Source organism: Natronoarchaeum mannanilyticum (assembly GCF_039522665.1).
Lineage (GTDB): Archaea > Halobacteriota > Halobacteria > Halobacteriales > Natronoarchaeaceae > Natronoarchaeum > Natronoarchaeum mannanilyticum.
Genome location: NZ_BAAADV010000001.1, coordinates 555,604 through 573,453, shown reverse-complemented (window position 1 = coordinate 573,453; position 17,850 = coordinate 555,604). Strand labels below are relative to the sequence as shown.

At 68.3% G+C, this 17,850-nt stretch carries 19 protein-coding genes and 1 tRNA gene; 9 read left to right on the top strand and 11 right to left on the bottom strand.

All coding sequences use genetic code 11. The annotated features are described in order from the left end of the window. Positions 1-58: 58 nt before the first annotated feature. Positions 59-433, top strand: coding sequence for a NifU family protein (locus ABDZ81_RS03025; RefSeq protein WP_256393603.1), 375 nt, complete (start codon positions 59-61; stop codon positions 431-433). Between the two features lie 27 nt (positions 434-460). On the opposite strand, the gene ABDZ81_RS03020 is transcribed toward ABDZ81_RS03025, so the two are convergent. Together ABDZ81_RS03020 and ABDZ81_RS03015 are read right to left on the bottom strand one after the other, a co-directional pair. Next, positions 461-823, bottom strand: coding sequence for a cell division protein SepF (locus ABDZ81_RS03020; protein WP_256393604.1), 363 nt, complete (start codon positions 821-823; stop codon positions 461-463). Between the two features lie 149 nt (positions 824-972). Further along, the gene (locus tag ABDZ81_RS03015; RefSeq protein WP_343772372.1) at positions 973-2,082 is read right to left on the bottom strand and encodes a PGF-CTERM sorting domain-containing protein; all 1,110 of its coding nucleotides are present in this window, start codon (positions 2,080-2,082) and stop codon (positions 973-975) included. 186 nt (positions 2,083-2,268) lie between these two features. Here ABDZ81_RS03015 and ABDZ81_RS03010 point away from each other — a divergent pair, with 186 nt between their 5' ends. Beyond that, a complete protein-coding gene (locus ABDZ81_RS03010) occupies positions 2,269-2,991 on the top strand; it encodes a DUF1028 domain-containing protein (protein WP_343772370.1) in 723 nt (240 codons plus the stop codon). A gap of 9 nt (positions 2,992-3,000) precedes the next feature. On the opposite strand, the gene ABDZ81_RS03005 is transcribed toward ABDZ81_RS03010, so the two are convergent. Together ABDZ81_RS03005 and ABDZ81_RS03000 are read right to left on the bottom strand one after the other, a co-directional pair. Continuing rightward, complete coding sequence (locus ABDZ81_RS03005) at positions 3,001-3,480, bottom strand: RNA-binding protein (protein WP_343772369.1); 480 nt, start codon at positions 3,478-3,480, stop codon at positions 3,001-3,003. Between the two features lie 51 nt (positions 3,481-3,531). Next, on the bottom strand, positions 3,532-4,329 hold the full coding sequence (locus ABDZ81_RS03000; RefSeq protein WP_343772368.1) for a DUF7537 family lipoprotein: 798 nt from the start codon (positions 4,327-4,329) through the stop codon (positions 3,532-3,534). Positions 4,330-4,485: 156 nt separating this feature from the next. Between ABDZ81_RS03000 and ABDZ81_RS02995 the strand changes: the two genes are divergently transcribed. Together ABDZ81_RS02995 and ABDZ81_RS02990 are read left to right on the top strand one after the other, a co-directional pair. Then, entirely contained in the window at positions 4,486-4,776 is a 291-nt protein-coding gene (locus tag ABDZ81_RS02995; protein ID WP_343772366.1) for a DUF7562 family protein, read from the top strand. 153 nt (positions 4,777-4,929) lie between these two features. Beyond that, positions 4,930-6,246, top strand: coding sequence for an RNB domain-containing ribonuclease (locus tag ABDZ81_RS02990; protein WP_343772365.1), 1,317 nt, complete (start codon positions 4,930-4,932; stop codon positions 6,244-6,246). Positions 6,247-6,327: 81 nt separating this feature from the next. Here ABDZ81_RS02990 and ABDZ81_RS02985 read toward each other — a convergent pair whose 3' ends face one another. Beyond that, positions 6,328-7,638 (bottom strand): tRNA pseudouridine(54/55) synthase Pus10, encoded by a 1,311-nt coding sequence (locus ABDZ81_RS02985; RefSeq protein WP_343772364.1) that lies wholly within the window; start codon positions 7,636-7,638, stop codon positions 6,328-6,330. 355 nt (positions 7,639-7,993) lie between these two features. Between ABDZ81_RS02985 and trmY the strand changes: the two genes are divergently transcribed. Together trmY and ABDZ81_RS02975 are read left to right on the top strand one after the other, a co-directional pair. Further along, a complete protein-coding gene (gene trmY, locus ABDZ81_RS02980) occupies positions 7,994-8,584 on the top strand; it encodes a tRNA (pseudouridine(54)-N(1))-methyltransferase TrmY (protein WP_343772362.1) in 591 nt (196 codons plus the stop codon). Between the two features lie 51 nt (positions 8,585-8,635). After that, positions 8,636-8,708 (top strand) — tRNA-Pro (locus ABDZ81_RS02975). Between the two features lie 228 nt (positions 8,709-8,936). Here ABDZ81_RS02975 and ABDZ81_RS02970 read toward each other — a convergent pair. The 4 genes from ABDZ81_RS02970 to ABDZ81_RS02955 form a co-directional block, all read right to left on the bottom strand. Further along, positions 8,937-10,343, bottom strand: a complete 1,407-nt coding sequence (locus ABDZ81_RS02970) for a hypothetical protein (RefSeq protein WP_343772361.1) — start codon at positions 10,341-10,343, stop codon at positions 8,937-8,939. Between the two features lie 266 nt (positions 10,344-10,609). Continuing rightward, on the bottom strand, positions 10,610-10,840 hold the full coding sequence (locus ABDZ81_RS02965) for a PRC-barrel domain containing protein (protein WP_343772360.1): 231 nt from the start codon (positions 10,838-10,840) through the stop codon (positions 10,610-10,612). 1 nt (position 10,841) lies between these two features. Further along, positions 10,842-11,951: a hypothetical protein gene (locus ABDZ81_RS02960; protein WP_343772359.1), complete on the bottom strand. Its 1,110-nt coding sequence runs from the start codon at positions 11,949-11,951 to the stop codon at positions 10,842-10,844. A 262-nt stretch (positions 11,952-12,213) separates the two neighbouring features. Further along, entirely contained in the window at positions 12,214-12,558 is a 345-nt protein-coding gene (locus ABDZ81_RS02955) for a HalOD1 output domain-containing protein (protein WP_343772358.1), read from the bottom strand. 204 nt (positions 12,559-12,762) lie between these two features. Here ABDZ81_RS02955 and ABDZ81_RS02950 point away from each other — a divergent pair, with 204 nt between their 5' ends. From ABDZ81_RS02950 to arcS, 3 genes are all read left to right on the top strand, one after another. After that, positions 12,763-13,311 (top strand): NUDIX hydrolase, encoded by a 549-nt coding sequence (locus ABDZ81_RS02950; RefSeq protein ID WP_343772357.1) that lies wholly within the window; start codon positions 12,763-12,765, stop codon positions 13,309-13,311. 45 nt (positions 13,312-13,356) lie between these two features. Next, a complete protein-coding gene (gene tgtA / locus ABDZ81_RS02945) occupies positions 13,357-14,832 on the top strand; it encodes a tRNA guanosine(15) transglycosylase TgtA (protein ID WP_343772356.1) in 1,476 nt (491 codons plus the stop codon). Positions 14,833-15,120: 288 nt separating this feature from the next. Next, positions 15,121-16,872 (top strand): archaeosine synthase subunit alpha, encoded by a 1,752-nt coding sequence (arcS, locus tag ABDZ81_RS02940; protein WP_343772354.1) that lies wholly within the window; start codon positions 15,121-15,123, stop codon positions 16,870-16,872. 20 nt (positions 16,873-16,892) lie between these two features. Here the strand turns inward: arcS and ABDZ81_RS02935 are convergent, their stop codons facing one another. Together ABDZ81_RS02935 and ABDZ81_RS02930 are read right to left on the bottom strand one after the other, a co-directional pair. Continuing rightward, positions 16,893-17,459: an HVO_2922 family protein gene (locus ABDZ81_RS02935; protein WP_343772353.1), complete on the bottom strand. Its 567-nt coding sequence runs from the start codon at positions 17,457-17,459 to the stop codon at positions 16,893-16,895. Between the two features lie 93 nt (positions 17,460-17,552). Next, positions 17,553-17,834, bottom strand: a complete 282-nt coding sequence (locus tag ABDZ81_RS02930; protein WP_343772351.1) for a hypothetical protein — start codon at positions 17,832-17,834, stop codon at positions 17,553-17,555. Between the last annotated feature and the right edge of the window lie 16 nt (positions 17,835-17,850).

Genomic DNA, 17,850 nt, shown 5'->3' with positions numbered 1-17,850 from the left:
CCATCATAGTTCCCGAAACCCGAACGCTTTCCATCCCTCGAACCCCTAGGTACGTGCAATGAGCACAGACGCCTCCGAGGACGCCGCCGACGACGCGGGCGAGGAGACGCTCGCCGAGGAGATCGAGACCTGGCTCGTAAAGCAGATGCCGATCATCAAGATGCACGGCGGGACGAGCAACGTCCGCAAGGCCGACCCCGAGACCGGCGAGGTCGTCGTCGAACTCGGCGGGGGCTGTGCGGGCTGCGACGTCGCGGACATCACCGCGGGCAACATCGAGGCCGACCTCATCAAGAAGTACCCCGAGGTCGAGGAGGTGACCGTCCGCGTCCCCGAGTCGGGCGGAAGTTTCGGCGTCGATCAGGAGGAAAGCATCATGGGGGTCGACCGCACGGAGGGCGGCCGCGGCGACTTCAAGGACGGCCGCTGGTAGAAAAGGGACTTCTTCTCGCCTCCGGCCTCAGACGCCGTCGCCGAGCTTCTCGCGGCTGATCTTCACGCCGGTCGGCGTCACGATCAGCTGGTCGTCGCCCTTCTGGACGATGTCGCCGTCGACCTCGCTGGCGACCTGTCGCAGCTCGTCGATCACGTGTTCGGTCGTGCTGTCGCTCGTGCGCAGGCGCGTGATGTCCGCGACCACCATGTCGCCGTCGTAGATGGCGTCTTTGATGTCGATTGCGTCGGCCTGTCCCGCGATCTCCGCGACGTGGACCTGCATCGCGGCCTCGGTCGCGACCGACTCGAAGTCGTCGAGGTCGAGTTCGACGTAGTCCTCGGTGCTCCGGGAACCCCGGCCCCCGAGGATCGTGCTCATGAGACCCATGTGGGAACCCGACCGGCGGAGCGAGTATAGTTCTTGCCCTCGCGCGGCGGGCGACCCCGGCGCCGAGACGCCGTCCGTCGGACGCAGGTCTGACGCCGCCCCCGAGCGATCGGTCGAGCGCCGTCGAGCGATCGATCGGCGATCGGGGCTCAGCGCCGCGTCCGCGCGAGCGCCGCGATCGACAGGGCAGCGAGCGCGAGTTCGACGCCGAAGCCCGGGAGCGAGTCGGCGTCGTCCTGCGAATCGGCGTCCCCGCCGTCGGTAGAGTCGGGGGCGTCTTCGCCGTCGCTCTCGCCACCGTCGCCGTCCGTCTCGTTTCCACCGTCCGTCTGATTTCCGCCGGTCTGGTTCTCACCGTTCGTTCCGTCTTCGCCGGTGCTGTCGGACTCGTCTTCACTCCCAGACTCGTCTTCGTCGCCGGTGTTCGATTCATCTTCGTCGTCGGTGTTCCCGTTGGTTCCGTCCTCGGGCGGATCGAGCTGGAGGACCACGACGGCTTGCCCGTGCGAGTTGTCGGGCTCGTACGTCCAGCCGCCGGCGTCCTCGTAGGGCTCGGCCGCGGCGATCGGATCGACGCCGGAGTCCCAGGTGTTGGTCTTCTGGACGTATCCGACGACGTCGATCCGGTCGGCGTGCTCGCCCTCGACCTCGGCCTCGCCGTAGCTGATCGTCGCGGTCGCCTCGGGTCCGTGGAACTCGATGCAGTGGCTGTCCATGTAGCCGTCGCCCTGCGGGAGGTCCGGGCTGGTGCCGAACTGATCGGAGTCGAGCGGGCGTTCGTAGTGCTCGGTCAGGGGGAACTCGACTTCGATCGGGTCGGCCTCGGAGTGCCACGAGAGCGTCTCGCCGGTGGGGATCTCGACGCGGGTGTTCGGTACCGACTCGCCGGCGACGACCTCGCCGTCCTCGTTGAGCAGCGTGACGCAGATCTTGCCCGACCCCTCGCCGCGGTACGGATCCCGGTACTCGTCGCGCGGGTTGACGTAGCTGATCCACCTGCGGTCGTCGGCGACCGCCTCGAAGTACTCGTCGCCCTCCTCGGGGGCGGGGACGACGAACTCGTCCTCGATCGGTTCGGCGTCAGTGGCGTTCTCCTGGGCGAGCGTCTGCGCGCGCGGGTCGTCCGCGATCTGCGCGCTCTGATCGGCCGCCGGCTGTGCGATCGGCGTCGCCGCGGCGGTCGCGACGATCGCGCCCAGCGCGAGGACCGCGAGGGCGGCGACCGCGAGCGACCGCGTCGGGAAGCTTCGTTCTGGCATCGACCGAGCCGTCGAGACAATCGTTTGAAGTAATCGTCCCGGTTACCGAGGTAAGGTTGTGGTACGCGAACGGTAGATGCAGCTTTCACACCGGTATACGGCAACTTCGGTGGTTTCCGGGCGGGCGAGCTAACCGGGGCTGCCGGGGAGCGCGGGTTTTTGTCGCTGGCGACGCCACTGCCCGGCGTGACGTTCAGCATCTGCGCGCGGGAGTCCTACACCGACGAGAGCGGGACTGACCGGATGCGCTTCGGCGTCGCCGTCACGACGCGGCTGCCCGGCGTCGGGCGCCTCTGTCCGTTCGTCAACGAGCACGGCGCCGTCGCGACCCAGAGCCTCGTGAACGTCGACCTCGGGCGAAAAGGCGCGGAGTATCTCGCGGACGGCCTCGCGATCGAGGACGCCCTGGACGCGCTGGTCAACGCCGACGACAGCGCGCCCGAGCGCCAACTCCACGGCGTCGGCGCGGACGGCACGTTCACCTTCTCCGGCGAGGAGTGCAAGGACTGGTTCGGCCACGCGAGCGGGGACGGCTACACGGTCGCCGGGAATCTGCTGACCGGCCCCGAGGTGATCGAGGCGACCGCGGCGGCCTACGAGTCGTCGGCCCACGACGAGCGCGCCGACGTGATCGACGACCCCGAAGGTCCGGAGCCGCTCGCCGAGCGCCTGATCGACGCGCTCGCGGCGGGCCACGAGGTCGGCGGCGACCGTCGCGAGGACCAGACCGTCCAGAGCGCGGCCGTCCGCGTCGCCCGGACCGAAGACCGCGAGGTGACGAGCTTCTACGACGATCTGCGCGTCGACGCCACCGAGGCACCGGTCGCGGACTTGCGGGAGACCTACGAGCTCGCGGTCGAGGGGTTCCGGAGCGCGATCGCTCGGCAGGAGGACGACGCCGGAGCGTAGGACCGCGACTCAGACGACGAAGTCGTACAGGTCGTCGCCGACGTGGTGGACCGAGTCGACGACCTTGCCCTCGTCGCCGACCATCTCCGAGCCGTCGACCCTGGCGCGGCCGATCCCGAGCACTTTCCCGTGTGATTCCTCGGCGATCGCGACCAGGTCGCCCGCCTCGACGTCGTCGTCGGCCTCGACGATGCCGGGCCGCATCACGTCCGCGCCGTCGCTGACGAAGGACACGGCGCCGGCGTCGACCGTGACGACGTGGCTTTCGGGTGACCGCTCGTTGGCGCCCTGCACGGTCAGGAACGGTTCGTCTTCGTAGTACAGCACGAGCGGCTCGCCGTCGACCAGCACGAGATCGAACTCCGAGCCCTCCAGCTCGACCAGCTCGTAGGAGTCGCCGCCGACGTCGACGCCGAGCTGCCCTTCGATCGCCGATTCGAGCTCCGAAACGTCGTCGCTCCGGAGGTGATGGCGCGATTTGACGTCCATGTGCGGATCGAACAGGCGCGACAGCATAAACGCCGCGCTCCGGTCGGTTCGTCAGAACTGCTCGCCGACCCACGACGGCCGCTGAACGTCGACCGATCCCAGCGCGTTGATGGTGAACGTTGTCTCGTAGGCCTGTGCGTTCCCGTCCGACGACACGGTCATGCTGAGCGCGGCGTCGAAGACGACTCCCTCCGGCGATACCAGGAGTTTTCCGCTCGGGTCCTCGATCGTCCCTTGAATCTGGTCGGCGACGACGCCGTCGAACTCGAATGCAACGACGTCTCGGCCGTTGTACTCGGCCATCGCGTCCGGCACGAAGCGTCCGCGATCCAGAATGCCGCCCAGCGATTCCGGACTGCCCAGCATCGCGACGATGTCGGCCGACGTGTGCAGGTCCGCGATCGACTGCTCGGTCGCCCGACTCGCGTAGTCGGTCTCGCCGCCTTGCGACGTCTTCCGGTAGGTCCTGTCGCTCTCGGCGTAGCTGACGATCGTGCTTGACGAACTATCGAACCGGAAGAAGTGTCGCTTCTGGTCGAGACTGCTCCTGTACCGCTGTTCGATCGCGTTCTCGGCCGACCCGGAGACGAGCGTCGAGGTGACGTCGTACCCGTTCTCGACCAGCGCGGTCTTGGTCGCGTCGACGATGGCCTGGGTGTCGTCGAGTCCGTCGTCGGTCACGCCCGGTGGATATTCCTCGGACAGCGTCGCTCCGTCCGACCCGTCGGTGGCGTTACCGTCCCCGCTATCGCCTCCATCGCCGTCGGTGGTCGAGCAACCGGCCAGGCCGACCATCGAGCCGCCGATCGCCGAGATCGCGGAACGCCTCGTTAGCGCGTTCGTGGGCATACGCCACGGTGTGCCGCTCACGCCGTATTCTATTTTCGATACGTTCGACGAACGCCAGTACCGGACTCGCGGATCGGTCGGTGCACCGCAGCGGTCGGCCGACTTCTCGGTCGAACGCGACAAAACGCTAAGTGCCCGCGAGTCGTGTGGTAGCGTATGTGGGGATCCCGGTCCCGCGACACCGAGTCGGTCACCTGCATCGCCTGTGGGACCTCGCTCCGCCGCGATCACGCCCGCGAGTACGACAAGTACGGCGACCGCTGGGATCGCGACGGCAAGGAGTTCGAGTACCTCTGCAAGGCCTGCGACCGCGAGCTGTGCCACCAGCCCCGCGACGAACTCGAGGGGCTGCTCGTGGAGGTCGACGCCGGCGAGCACTCGCGCGACGAGTTTCTCTCGTGGTACAGCGCGCTCGTCGAGGAACGGTACGGGCCGATCGAGGAGTAGTGACGCCGGAGCGCTCTCGACCCGCCCGGCGGACGGCCGGGTAGGGTGCGCTGTCCGGCGGCGACGCCCGTCGCCGCGGGCAGCTACGCGCCGCTGGCCGGCGGGCGCCGCCGTTGCGATACGTCTATCCGTCCCACCCTCGTATCAGCGGGCATGACCAGCGAGTCGCAGGCCGAGGCGGGCACGGCCGAGAGCCAGGGGCCGGTCGAGATCGACGAGGAGATGGCCCGGCACCTGGAGAACAAGCGCGAGGAACTGTTCGAGAAGCTCGGCATCCGCGACGGCTTCCCCCAGGAGGTCCTCGACGAAGCCGAGGCCCGGACCGAAGGAATTCAGCAGGAGATCGCCGACGAGGTCGACGAGCGCGACGACCTGCGGGAGATGACGACCTGGACCGTCGATCCGATCGACGCCCAGGACTTCGACGACGCCATCTCGATCGAGGAGCGATCGGACGAGTACGTGCTGTGGGTCCACATCGCCGACGTCACCCACTACGTCAACCCCGACACCGCGATGTGGGACGAGGCCGTCGAGCGGGGCAACACCGTCTACCTGCCGGGCTACACGATCCACATGCTGCCGCCGATTCTGGCCGAGACGGTCTGCTCGCTCGTCCCCAACGAGGACCGGCTCGCCCACACCGTCGAGATGCACCTCGACAAGGAGACGCTGGGCTACGACGGGATCGAGATCTACAAGTCGGTGATCCGCAGCGACGCGCGGCTCACCTACTCCGAAGCCGAGAATCTGCTCGACGAGCCCGACTCCGCGGCGGACCTGCTCGAAGATCAGGACGTCGACCTCGCCGAGAAGTGCGAGCTCGTCTGGGAGGTCGCCGACCGGATGCACGAGCAGCGCAAGGAGGAGGGGTCGCTCGTCCTGAACCCCGCACGGGACCGCGCTCACACGATCATCGAGGAGTGCATGCTCAAGGCCAACAAGGCCGTCACGCACAAGCTCATGTGGGACCGCGGCGTCGAGGCGATGTACCGCGTCCACCCCCAGCCCAGCCCCGACGAGTGGGACGAGGCGCTCCGCGAGATCCAGGAGCTCGACGGCGTGTCGATCCCCGCGGACTCGTGGGACGACCCGCGAAAGGCTGTCAACGCCACCCTCGAGGAAGCGCCCGGCCGCCAGCTGGACAAGATCCAGTGGGCCGTGATGAAGGTGATGCCCCGCGCGAAGTACATGAACGACCCGTTCGGCGGCCACCACGCGCTGAACTTCGAGATCTACGGTCATTTCACCAGCCCGATCCGCCGCCTCTCGGACCTGATCAACCACTGGATCGTCTACACGAACGACGTGCCGGAGGATCTGGCGGCGCTGTGCGACCACGCCTCCGACCAGCAGAAAGACGCCGAGCAGTGCGAGCGCGAGTACAAGGACTTCCTCCAGGAGGTCGGCCTGAATCCCAGCGCGGTGAACAACCGCGGGATCGAAGTGGTCGACGAAGACGACGAGTAAAACCGGACCTCAGAGCGCTACCGGCCGTTTTCTCATCTGGCGCCACGGACGTCGCCGATCGGTTCTCGTTCTCGCCTGGCGTCAGTTCTCCTCGCCGTCCCGGAAGTACTCCTCGACCTCGAACGGCTCGGACTCGCCCTCGACGGCGATCACGTCCAGCGCCGTCACCTCGGCGTCGACGCCGAGCAGGCCCGCGAGACTCGGCTCCGTGCGCCCCTCGTCGCCGCTGACGAGTTCCTTGACGTACAGGCCGCCCTCGCCGTGGAGTTCGAGCGTCCCGCGGCGGTCGTCGTCGAGTTCGCCCTCGATCTCGTAGACGTCGCGCGTCCGCGTGAGGCTCGCCCGCCGGTGGTCGACGCGCTGGGGCGTGTGCTGGTCGACCGTCGTCCCCTCGAGTTCGTCGAGCGCCTCGACGAGCGCGGCCTCGGTGACCGGCTCGCCGAACTCGACGTCCATCCGGTAGGTCTTACTCGCGTCGTGTTCCTTGACGCGCTCGACCATCTCGTGGGTGGCGAGTCGCAGCCCCTCGACCTCCGCGGCGCCGTCGGCGGCGTCGTTGATCGCGGCTTCGAGTTCCTTCGTATTGGGATCGCGGCGCCGGGGCTCCTTCACTTCGACGACGAACGGCCGGCCCGTCCCGAGCATCAGCGCGTCGACGTCCTCGCGGCCGGCGCCGTGGAACACGGCCTCGTCGCCGTCCATGGCGTCCTTCACGTGCGGGGCGACGTACCCCTCGACGCTGTCGTCGTAGAGGTAGCCGCTGCCGCCGCAGTGGTCGCAGGCCTCCTCGCCGTCGGGGGCCAGTTGCTTCCCGCTGCCGCCACATTCCCGGCACGGCCACTCGGTCTGGGGAATATCGCGCTCTAACTTGCGGTAGCGCCCGTAGACGAACGCGGGGTTGACCTGGAACTCGACGTCGCCCTCGCGTTCGAGATTGAGGAGCGAGAGCACGTCCGGCCGGTCGAAGTCGACTTCGGCGCCGGTGAGCCGGCCGACGCGCTTGCCGACCTCGCGGTTGAACGCCGACTTGAACAGTTCGCCGGCCTCCTCGTCCATGCCGGCCTCCTCGCGCAGCAACACGTCGTTTTCCTCGATCAGCGGCGGCACGCGCGTCCCGACCTGGTAGGTCGAAAACTCGACGCCCTCGGCGGCCTCGACGACGCGCTCGGCCCACTCGTCGTAGTCGCCGCAGTGGCCCTCGCAGACCCAGCACTCGGCGGGTTCGGTCGACTCGTAGGGCTCGTCGTCCTCCAGCGCGACGGTCGTCCGCAGGGCTCGCCCGCGCTCGGCGTTGGTCAGCCCGAAGCTCCGGTCGGCGAACGGCCGGCCGAGACAGGCGTCGCAGATCGGGCCGGACGAAAGCAGCGCCCGGGCCCGCTCGGTGAGAGTCATGGCCGAAACCAGTCGCGGCGGGGTCAATTGCCTTGCGGTGTGCAAAGTCCTCGGTCGCTCACTACGTTCGCTCCCTCGCCGGGAGAGCAGAGCTCTCCCGAGCCCTGTCTCGCTTCGCTCGACAGGACGCCAGGACCGCGACCGCACCGCTGACCGCGACCGCACCGCTGACCGCGACCGCACCGCTGACCGCGACCGCACCGCGGCCTGCCCTCCCCCGAGTCGTGCGGCCCGCGCTTCTGCGCGGGCACGCACTCCCGGCCGCCGCGGCGGCGCACGCCCGTCTTCTGCGACTGCTCCGGGAGCGCCGCCCCGATCCGACGCCACTATGCCCGCCGGCGTCCGAGTCGGTCGCATGCGCCAGTTCATCGTGCTCGGGCACGACGTCCCCACGGAGCCCGACTTCTCGCTCGACGACATCGCGGGCGGCGCCGGCCGTCTCGACGTGCTCTGTCGCTGCGTCAACTCCGCCTTTTTCCTCTCGCACGCGATTCGGGAGGACGTCCGGACGCACCTCGTTCTCCGGGACGAGTTCACGATCACGTTCGAGGGAGCCGATCTCCGGCGCCTGAATCCCGACGAGCGCTCGACGGCCGCGCTCGTCCGCAACGCCCTCGAAGAGCGCGAGGAGGCGATCGGGCACATTCCGGTCGAGACCTCGCCCGGCGTCTCGCTGACCCGGCGCGGCTTCGAGCCGCTGCTGGAGTCGGTCGAGGGGACCGTCGTTCAGCTCCACGAGGACGGCGACCCGGTCGTCGAGGTCGCCCCGCCGGAGGATCCGATCTTCGTGCTCTCGGATCACAACGACTTCACCGACGACGAGGCGGCCCTACTCGACGACGCCGCCGACCGGCGCGTGCGGCTGGGCCCCGAGCGGTTGCACGCCGACCACGCCATCACGGTCGCGCACAATCACCTGGACACGGACGGGTTCACCCGGTACTGACCGCCCCCGTTTCGGAACGGTTAAAAGTCGCCGCGGCATGGATTCGAATGCGGGCCGGTGGGGTAGCTTGGTATCCTTCGGCCTTCGGGTGGCCGTAACCGCGATTCGAATTCGCGCCGGCCCATTTTCACCCCACTTCGCAACGACGAGCGTAGCGAGGAGTCCGTAGTGGGTGTGTAAATCACGACGCGCGAATTCGAGCCAGCAAGTCGCAGCGCGCGAACGAAGTGAGCGCGACCGTCTTGCCCAGTTCGAATTCGCGCCGGCCCACTACCTTTCCCGCATTCTATCCTCCCGAGCACCGCGTAGTGTGTGTGCGAGGAACGCAGAAATCGTGCGACAGCGGCGTCCGTCAACGCGACTGGCCCTCGGCTGAGAGGTCCTCTTCCGGTTTCAGCTCGACCTGATTGTCGTCGACGCGTTGGACGTGTCCCGCGTCGACGGGGTAGTCCTCTTTCCCGACCTCGCCCCAGTCGAGCGCGGCCTTGACCCGTTCGGTGATGCTCGGATCGGCGTCGACGTACATCACGTTCTCGCCGGCGTCGACGGTCGCGACCATGCCGACTTTCTCGCCGGTGGCGTCGACGACCTCCTTGCCGACGTCGTCCTCGGTGAGATCGGGCGTCCCGGCCATCTCGCCCTCCGCGGTCGCTCCAGCTCCGGGCGTCGAATCGCCCGTCGCGGCCGATTCGTCGTCGAGCGCCGGTTCCGCCGCGGACCCTTCCGCGTCGCGCGTTTCCAGCGGGGCGAGCCCCTCGTCGTCGGTGAACTCCGACTCGATGTCGATCGTCTCCATCCGCTCCATCCCGAGGATTTCGCCGCCCGTCACGTCCGCGCGGAGGCGCTTCTCGTCGACAACCTCGTCCTCGACGGTCCGGCGCCGGTTGAAGAACGTGTGGATCGCGTCGCCCTCGCCGAACTCGCTCTCGATGTCGTACTGCGTGACGATCTCCTCGTCGGCGTCCTCGTCGAACAGGTCGCTCCGCAGGATGTCGCGCTGGACGCCCTCGACGTCGATGTCGACGTCCTCGATGCTGTCGCTCTCTGCGATGTCGGTGTCGACGATCTCGCTCTCGACGGTGAACCGTTCGAGCAGTTCGCGCGTGGCGCTCCACGTCTCCCGGACGTCGAGTTCGGCGTAGTAGGGCAGGTCCTTCCCGCCGCCGGCGCCGAACACGCCCATCCCCTCGTGGTCCGACCGCTCGCCGGACTGGACGGCGTCGAAGTACCGCTCCTCGTCGAACAGCGCGTCGTCCTCGCCCTCCCGGTCGGCGACGATCTCGCAGCCGGTACACTCCCGCTCGATGAGCTCGGCGTCGACCAGGCGCTCCTCGACGAGTTCGGTGTCGACGAGCTCGCTCTCGATCGTCGCCTCCTCGACGATGACGCTCTCGACGACGGTCGTCTCTTTGACCTCGCTCGTGACGACCTCGCCTTCCGTCAGCGCGCGCTCGATCTCCTCGCGCTCCATGTCGTTCTCGACGAGCGCTTCGTCGCGGGCGAGTACGTCGAACGGCTCGCTCTCGGCCGATTCCTCGTAGACGACGACGTGTTCGGCGTCGTCGATCTCCGAGAAGAACTCGTCCCACTCCATCCGCTCGTGGTCGCTTCCGAGATCGGTCTCCCGGACCACGTGGTATCGCGTCTCTCCCGCTCCGGTGTGTCGGGCCGGGACCGCCTCGTGCTCGTCGGCCCACCCTCTGATCGTCTCGCGATCCGTCGAGATACGCCGGTTTCCGCCGCTGTGGTCCTCAGACATAGCGTTTCGCGGTTGACCGCTGGCCCGGAAAAGCGACGTGACCGTTGGACCGGATAGGGCGTCGCTTCGAAACGCCGCCCTCGTGAGGGGTTGAGAAACGGAAACGTAGGCGTCGCTACCGACGTTCGGCCCGGAAGTTCATCGCGAGTTTCTTCGGCGGAACGTCGGCGCCCGTCGCGGTACGGTCGTCCATCGACGGGGTAGTTTCGGCTTCCGAGCGATCGGCGCCTCGGTCGGACGGAGCCGTGCGGATTTCGGTCCGCCCGTCACTCTCGAAGCCGCACCGTTCCGCCGCCGGCGGTGGCGACGTGTTCGGGCGCCAGCGGGTACGCGTCTCGTCGGGCTTCCATCCAGCCGAACTTGCTCGCCACGGCGTCGAGGGCGCCCGGCTCCGGCCGGACGAACAGCCGGTCGCCGTCGCTGTCGGTGACGACGCCGACGCGGTCGCCCGCGGCGTCGACGACGATCGATCCGACGGCGTCGCTGAGGGAACTCATATCACTCGGGCGGTTCCTCGCGCTCTTCGTTCGACTCGCTGCCGGTGTCGCTCCGAGTGCCGTACTCGGTGCTCGGTCTCTGCGAGGGGCTGTGCGTCCGCTCGGGTGACGAACTGATCGGAATCTCGCGTTGGGGCGTCTCCTCGCCCGGTTGTGTGGTCTGGGGCGGCTCCCGGCGCTCCTGATGCGTCGGGGACCGGCCGCCGGAACGGTCGGAGGGCTCGTCGCGGCCGCTCGAACCCCGGAGCTCGGACTGTCCTCGTCCCGTATGGGGTCGGTCTCCCGACCCCGGTGACCGCTGGTACTCCGTCGGTTCACCGGATCGCCCAGTCGTTCCGGGTGGCCGGGAATGAGGCTCGTCACGCGTTCTCCCGGACGATCCCGGCTGCGACGGGGATTCTCGCGAGGGCTGCTGTGGCGCCTGCGATCGGACACCGGACTGCTGTGACGGCTGGTACCCGCCGCCGCGCTGATCGCTCGACGGCGGCTGGATGCCGCGCTCGTGCGGGGCGTCCGCGCGCCGGAACCCGTCGCTTTCGGGCTGCCCGGTCCCGTTCGACTGGTCGGCAGTTCGCTGTTCGACCTGCTGGCCCGGTCGCTGTCCGGTCTGCTGGGCCGCTCCGGACATCTGATGGCTACTCTCGTCGACGTTTTGCCGAGCTTGCTGGTCCATCTGCTGGCCCGTCTGCTGACCCTGTCGGGCCATCTGCCGGCCGAACTGCTCGGACCGCTGGCCCGTCTCCCGGGTCGTCTCCTGGAACTGATCGGTCAGCTCGGCGCCCGCACTCTCGGCCTCCCGTGCGAACTGCTGCTGGGCGTCCTCGATGGCCGGCAGCATCGAGTTCATCGTGTCGACATAGCTGCCGATCGCCGCCTTCGTGAACTCGAAGGCCTGCCGCTGGGCGGCCTGCTGGCTCTCGATTCCGCGGAGCGCCGCCCGCGCGAACGACCGCTGTAACTCCGCCGTCTGGCGTATCGCCTGCTGGCCCTGGTCCATCGTCGCCTCCTGGACGTCCATCGCGGTCCGGTAGTCGCCCGGATCGTCCTGACCGCTACGCTCGTCTCGCCGTCGATTCTGGTCGGTTCGTGGCTGTCGGTTTGAATCCGTCATGGGTTAGTTCGGCGGCCGCCGACGGCTGGCGCCGCCCGGCGACCGTCCGGCTCGTTAGTCGCCGGGAGCCACGAGTATAGTCGGAAGCGACCGTTCAGACGGTTCAGCGGCCGTAGCTGTTGCTTCCGGCCGCGAAAGTGATTCTTGGGCGGGACGCGGATGGATCGGCCGTCGCTGGCCACGCGCGAGCGTCACCGTCGATAGCGAACGCTCGCAGACTGGACGAACGGCGGGTAAGGAGAGGTTACGGGGATCGCCGGAGTTAGACCGCGGGCGGTGATCCCCGAGTCGGCGCCGGCGGCTCGACGGCGATGTCGCCGCTGGCGTACACCGTCACCTGGTGGTCGTACAGCCGGAAACTGAGGTAGCCGCCGGCGCGCGGCGTCCCGGCAGTCCGATCACGGAAGAGCAGATCCAGTCCCCGCAGATCGACGCAGTCGTGGAGCTCCTCTCGCATCACCGAGGCGTCCGCCCCGAGCACGTCGGCCAGAGCGTGCACGACCGTCGTGCTCAGCTTCGCCGGACTGTCTTCGTCGTGGTACGCCCAGAACACGTCCCTCTCCTCGGTGCCGGCCCGCGTTCTCTGTTCGGGTGCTTTGCGTTGCATGGTTCGAAAGTAACTACGCCTTACTGTTGGCGGCGAGCCGGAAAAGCATATCTACTATTATCATCTCATCGACTATACGGTGCTAAACCGTTCAGGGACAGTAATACTCCCACATCTAACTAGTCTGATTTCATTCATTTATTCGGGGGCGAGCGGAATTGGCCGTCGTGAGGCTTTTCGAGGTGGCGCCGAAACCCCCCGTCGATGGCCGAAGACGACCTCCGCTGGGAGACGCTCGACTCGCAGACCGCCTACTCCTGTCCCGGCTTCGACGTCGTGACCGACGACGTCCGCTTCCCCGACGGCACCGAGGGGGAGTACGACTACCTGTCGGAGCCGCCCGCGGTCGTGGTCTTGCCGTTCACGTCGGACGGCGACGTCGTCGTCATCGAGGAGTGGCGCCAGGCGGTCGACCGGATCAACCGCGGGCTGCCCGTCGGCGGCGTCGAGCCCGACGACGAGTCGCTGGCGGCGGCCGCGCGCCGCGAGCTGCGCGAGGAGACCGGCTACGAGACCGAGTCGGTGAGCCACATGACGACGGTCGAGCCGGCCAACGGCATCGCCGACTCGGTGTTGCACTTTTTTGTCGCCCGCGACTGTCGGCCTACGGCCGAGCAGAATCTCGACCACAACGAGAGCATCCGGACCGACACCACCTCGTTCGAGGAGCTCCGCGCGGCCGTCGCGGCGGACGACGTCCGGGACGGCCGGACCGCGCTGGGCGTGCTCTACTACGAACTCGTCGAGAACTGATCCCGGAACGGAATCCTTACCCTCGCGCCGGGCCACGCTCCGGTAATGCGAGAGCACTTCGAGCTCCGGGACGCCGACGCGGCCGGCCGGATCGGCCGGCTGACGGTCCCCCGCGCCGACGTCACCGTCGAGACGCCGGTGCTGCTGCCGGTCGTCAACCCGAACCTCCAGACGATCTCCCCGAAGCGGCTCCACGAGGAGTTCGGCGCCGAGATCCTCATCACCAACTCCTACATCATCCACGGCAACGACGAGCTTCGCGAGGACGCCCTCGATCGCGGGCTCCACGAGATGCTGGAGTTCCCCGGCGCGATCATGACCGACTCCGGGTCGTTTCAACTCTCGGAGTACGGCGAGATCGACGTGACGACCGACGAGATCCTGCGCTTCCAGCGAAAGATCGGCTCGGACATCGGGACGCCCGTCGACATCCCGACGCCGCCGGACGTCGACCGCGAGCGCGCGGAAGACGAGCTCGCGACGACGAAAGAGCGCCTCGAGGAAGCCGAGGGGATCGACACGGGCGAGATGCTCGTCAACGCGCCGGTCCAGGGGTCGACGTACACCGACCTCCGGGAGGACGCCGCCGAGCACGCCGACGCGACCGACCTCGACGTCTTCCCGGTCGGCGCGGTCGTCCCGCTGATGAACGACTACCGGTACGGCGACATGGTCGACGCCGTCGCCGCCGCCAAGCGCGGGCTGGGCGAGGACGCGCCGGTCCACCTGTTCGGCGCCGGCCACCCCATGATGTTCGCGCTCGCGGTCGCGATGGGCTGCGATCTGTTCGACTCGGCCGCCTACGCCCTGTACGCCCGAGACGGCCGGTATCTCACCGTCGACGGCACCGAGCACCTCGACGAACTCGACTACCTGCCCTGCTCGTGTCCGGTCTGCACCGAGTTCTCGCCGGACGAACTGCGCGCGCTCGACGACCGCGCTCAGGAGGAGGAACTCGCCGCCCACAACCTCCACGTCACGTTCCAGGAGATCCGCCGGATCAAGCAGGCGATCCGCGACGGCGACCTGCTGGAACTCGTCGAGGCCCGCGCCCGCGCCCATCCCGCGATGCTCGACGGCTATCGCGCGCTGTGCGATCACGCCGAGCAGCTCGAACGATCGGATCCCGCCTCCAAGAACGCCTTCTTCTACCTCTCCGCCGAGAGCGCGGACCGCCCCGAAGTCGTTCGTCACCACAAGCGCCTCGACCGGCTCGATCCCGAGGGAGAAGTGCTGCTCACCGAGGGCAACAAGTCCGACAGCTTCGACGAATCCTGGCGCGTCGTTCCGCCGTTCGGTCCGTTCCCCAGAGAACTGTCCGAAACGTACCCGCTCACCGCGGAGGTGCCCGACCGCTGCGATCGGCGCGCGCTCGAACGCGCCGCCGACGGCATCGCCCGGCTGACGGAGTTGAACCCCGACGTCGAGTTCACCGTCGGTCACCGTGACTGGCACGCGTCCGCTCTGGAGCGGATCCCCGAGCGAGTGACGCTGTGGAATCTCTCGGAGCAATCCCGTTAAGCTGTCCCTCGCTCCCCTCGGCGCCGCCACAGCTTTATACCTGATCGAGCGGCCAGCATCGCCGTGATCTGACCGACGCCGCGGGGCGTTCGCGACTGCGCGGCACGTCGCCTCGCGGAATTCGATCCGGGAGCGTAGACTCCCGGCCGAGTGCCGCCTGTTCGCTACTTCCTCGCTTCGGCTCGACGCCGCTTCGGCGTCGACGTCGATCCCACGGCCGTTTCGTCCGGAGAGCGCCCGCCGACGGGGACCGACAGCCTCATTCGGTCGCCGCGGCACCTGTGAGGTATGACCGACTACTTCGAGGTGCTGGAGCGGGACGCCGCCGCGCGGATCGCCCAGCTCCGCCTCGACGAGCCGCTGACGACGCCGGCGCTCGTCGACGACGTCGCGGAGGACGCCGGCAGCCTGTGGCCCGAGGACCGCGAGCTTCCCGAAGGATCGGAGAGCCAGCTCACGATCCTGCCCCACCGCGGCTTTCCCTCCGGAACGGCCGACGAAGTCAAAGAGTCGTTCGCGGTCGACTACCCCGACGTCGACTACCCCAGCGCGGTCGTCGTGGATCCCGACACGGCCGACGACTTCGGCGCAGACGCGTACGTCCTCTCGGGCACTCAAAATGTCGTCGGCCACGGCAGCGCGTTCCGCGACGCCGTCGTCGAGACGCGCGAGGCGATCCCGGCCGACAGCGGGCTGTACCTCTCGGGCGTCGCGACGCCGGCCAACGTCGCCACGCTCGTCTACGCCGGCGTCGACCTACTCGACGCCGACCGCGCCGTGGTGAAAGGCACCCAGGGCAAGTATCTCACCAGTGAGGGCGAGCACTTCCTCTCGGACCTACAAGAACTCCCCTGCGCCTGCCCGGCCTGCCAGCAGTCGGTCGAGGAGTTCGACCGCGAGGACTGCGTCGAGCACAACGTCAACGCGCTGCGAGCCGAACTCGGGACCGTCCGCGAGCGCATCCGCGCCGGGCGCCTCCGGGACTACATCGAGGGACAGGCTCGCCACGAGCAGTGGTGCACCGCCGCGTTCCGCCAGTTCGACCAGCAGTGGTCCTATCTCGAACAGCGCACGCCCGTCCTGCGCGGGTCGGAACTCGTTTCCGCGACCGAAGACACGATCCGGCGCGTCGAGATCCAGCGGTTCGCCGAGCGCGTCACGACGCGCTACGAGAATCGGTTCGACAACCCGCTCGTGCTGGTGCCGTGCTCGGCCGAGAAACCCTACAGCGAGTCCCAGAGCCACGGGCAGTTCCACGACGCCGTCCAGTTCCGCGGCCACACCGTCTCGATGACCAGCCCGATCGGCGTCGTCCCCCAGGAGCTGGAGACCACCTATCCCGCTCAGCACTACGACTCCGTGGTGACCGGGCGCTGGTCCGAGGACGAGAAGCGATTCGTCGCTGACGTGTTAGAGGCGTACCTCCGGCGCAACGAGTATCCGCGGGTCGTCGCGCACGTCCCCGAGGAGGGGTACCGCGACATCTGCGAGCGCGTCGAAGCCGAGCTCGGCCTCGACTTCGAGTACACCGTCGCGGACCACCCCACCGACGACGAGTCGCTCGCGAACCTCGCCAGCACGATGCAGGGCGAGCTCAAGTTCTCGAAGCGCGAGCGCGAGCACAACACCGTTCGCGCGATCGCCGACTACCAGTTCGGTCCCGGTGCGGGCGACGAGCTGTTCGACGACATCTCGATGGAGAGCCGCTACCCCAAGCTGCGCGTCCACGACGCCGACGGCGAGCAGCTCGCCGCGATGGTGCCCAACTACGGCGTCCTCGCGTTCACCTTGGAAGGCGCTCGCCGGTGGGTCGAGAGCCCAGCCCCGACCAAGCGCGTCGAGATCGACGCCTTCGTGCCCCACGGCGACGTGCTGGCGCCGGGCATCGTCGACGCCGACGACGAGATCCGCGTCGGCGACGAGATCGTCATCGAGGGGCGGAAGGCCTTCGGCGTCGGCCGCGCGACGATGTCCGGCCCGGAGATGGCCGAGAGCACCCGCGGCGTCGCCTCCTCGGTTCGCCACGTCGAGGAGAAGTAGCTCACCGCTCGCCGGTTAGCTTACTCGCCGCGCAGGATGCTCGCGCCGGGCGCGTTCCGCATCACGCTGCGCATCCCTTTTTCGGCGTTCTGTCGGGTCGTGTACCCCTCGCCGCTCGCGGCGATGATGTTCCCGTTGCGGTGGACTAGCCGCCAGCGCCACTCGTCGGCGCGGTCGCGGTACACCTCGAACCGCGCGAGGCTCGCGATCGTGCCGGCGTCGTCCGGCACCGCCTTATCGACGTCCGTCTCCTCGGGCGCGGCCGGTGACGCCTCGGCGTCCGAAAGCTCGTCGGCGGCTTCCGATGCCACTTCGGCGTCGGACGCCGCTTCGGCGTCGCTCGGCGACTCGGACGGTTCGGTCCACTCCAGTTCGATCTCGACCTCGATCTCGCGGTCGCCGTTCGACCCCTGCTCGACCTCCAGCTCGAAGGCCAGCTCGTCGGCCGGCCGGACCCCGATCGTCTCGCCGTCACCGACGAGCCGGACCTCCTCGCCGCGGTCGAGCTGCTCGGCGAGTGCGCGAAGCGTCGACGCGACTTCTGTCCGTGATCGATCGCCGTCGATCTGCAGAACGGTATCTCCCATACGGTCCCTGTGGATGCCGAAGGCAATAGTCCTCAGGGGGTCTTCGGGAGCACTCCTGTGGCTGTTCCGTCGCGCGCCGTTCCGTCGACTCGCTCAGGCCGTCGAGAGCTGGCGCTCGACGTACGTCGCTACGGGATCGGGTTCGAGGTGGACCGGATCGCCCGGATCCTTTTCGGAGAGGGTCGTCAGGTCGTACGTCTCGGGGAGCACCGCCACGGCGAACCGATCCGCGGTGAGGCAGACGCCGGCGACGCTCACGCTGTCACCGACCGCGGGATCGACGAGCTCGTTCGCGTCGATCCGTAGGCGATGGCCCTCGCCTTCGGTCGTTGACGATTCGATCCGCCCCGTGCCGTCGACCAGTCCCGCGTACATCACGGTCGTAGCACGG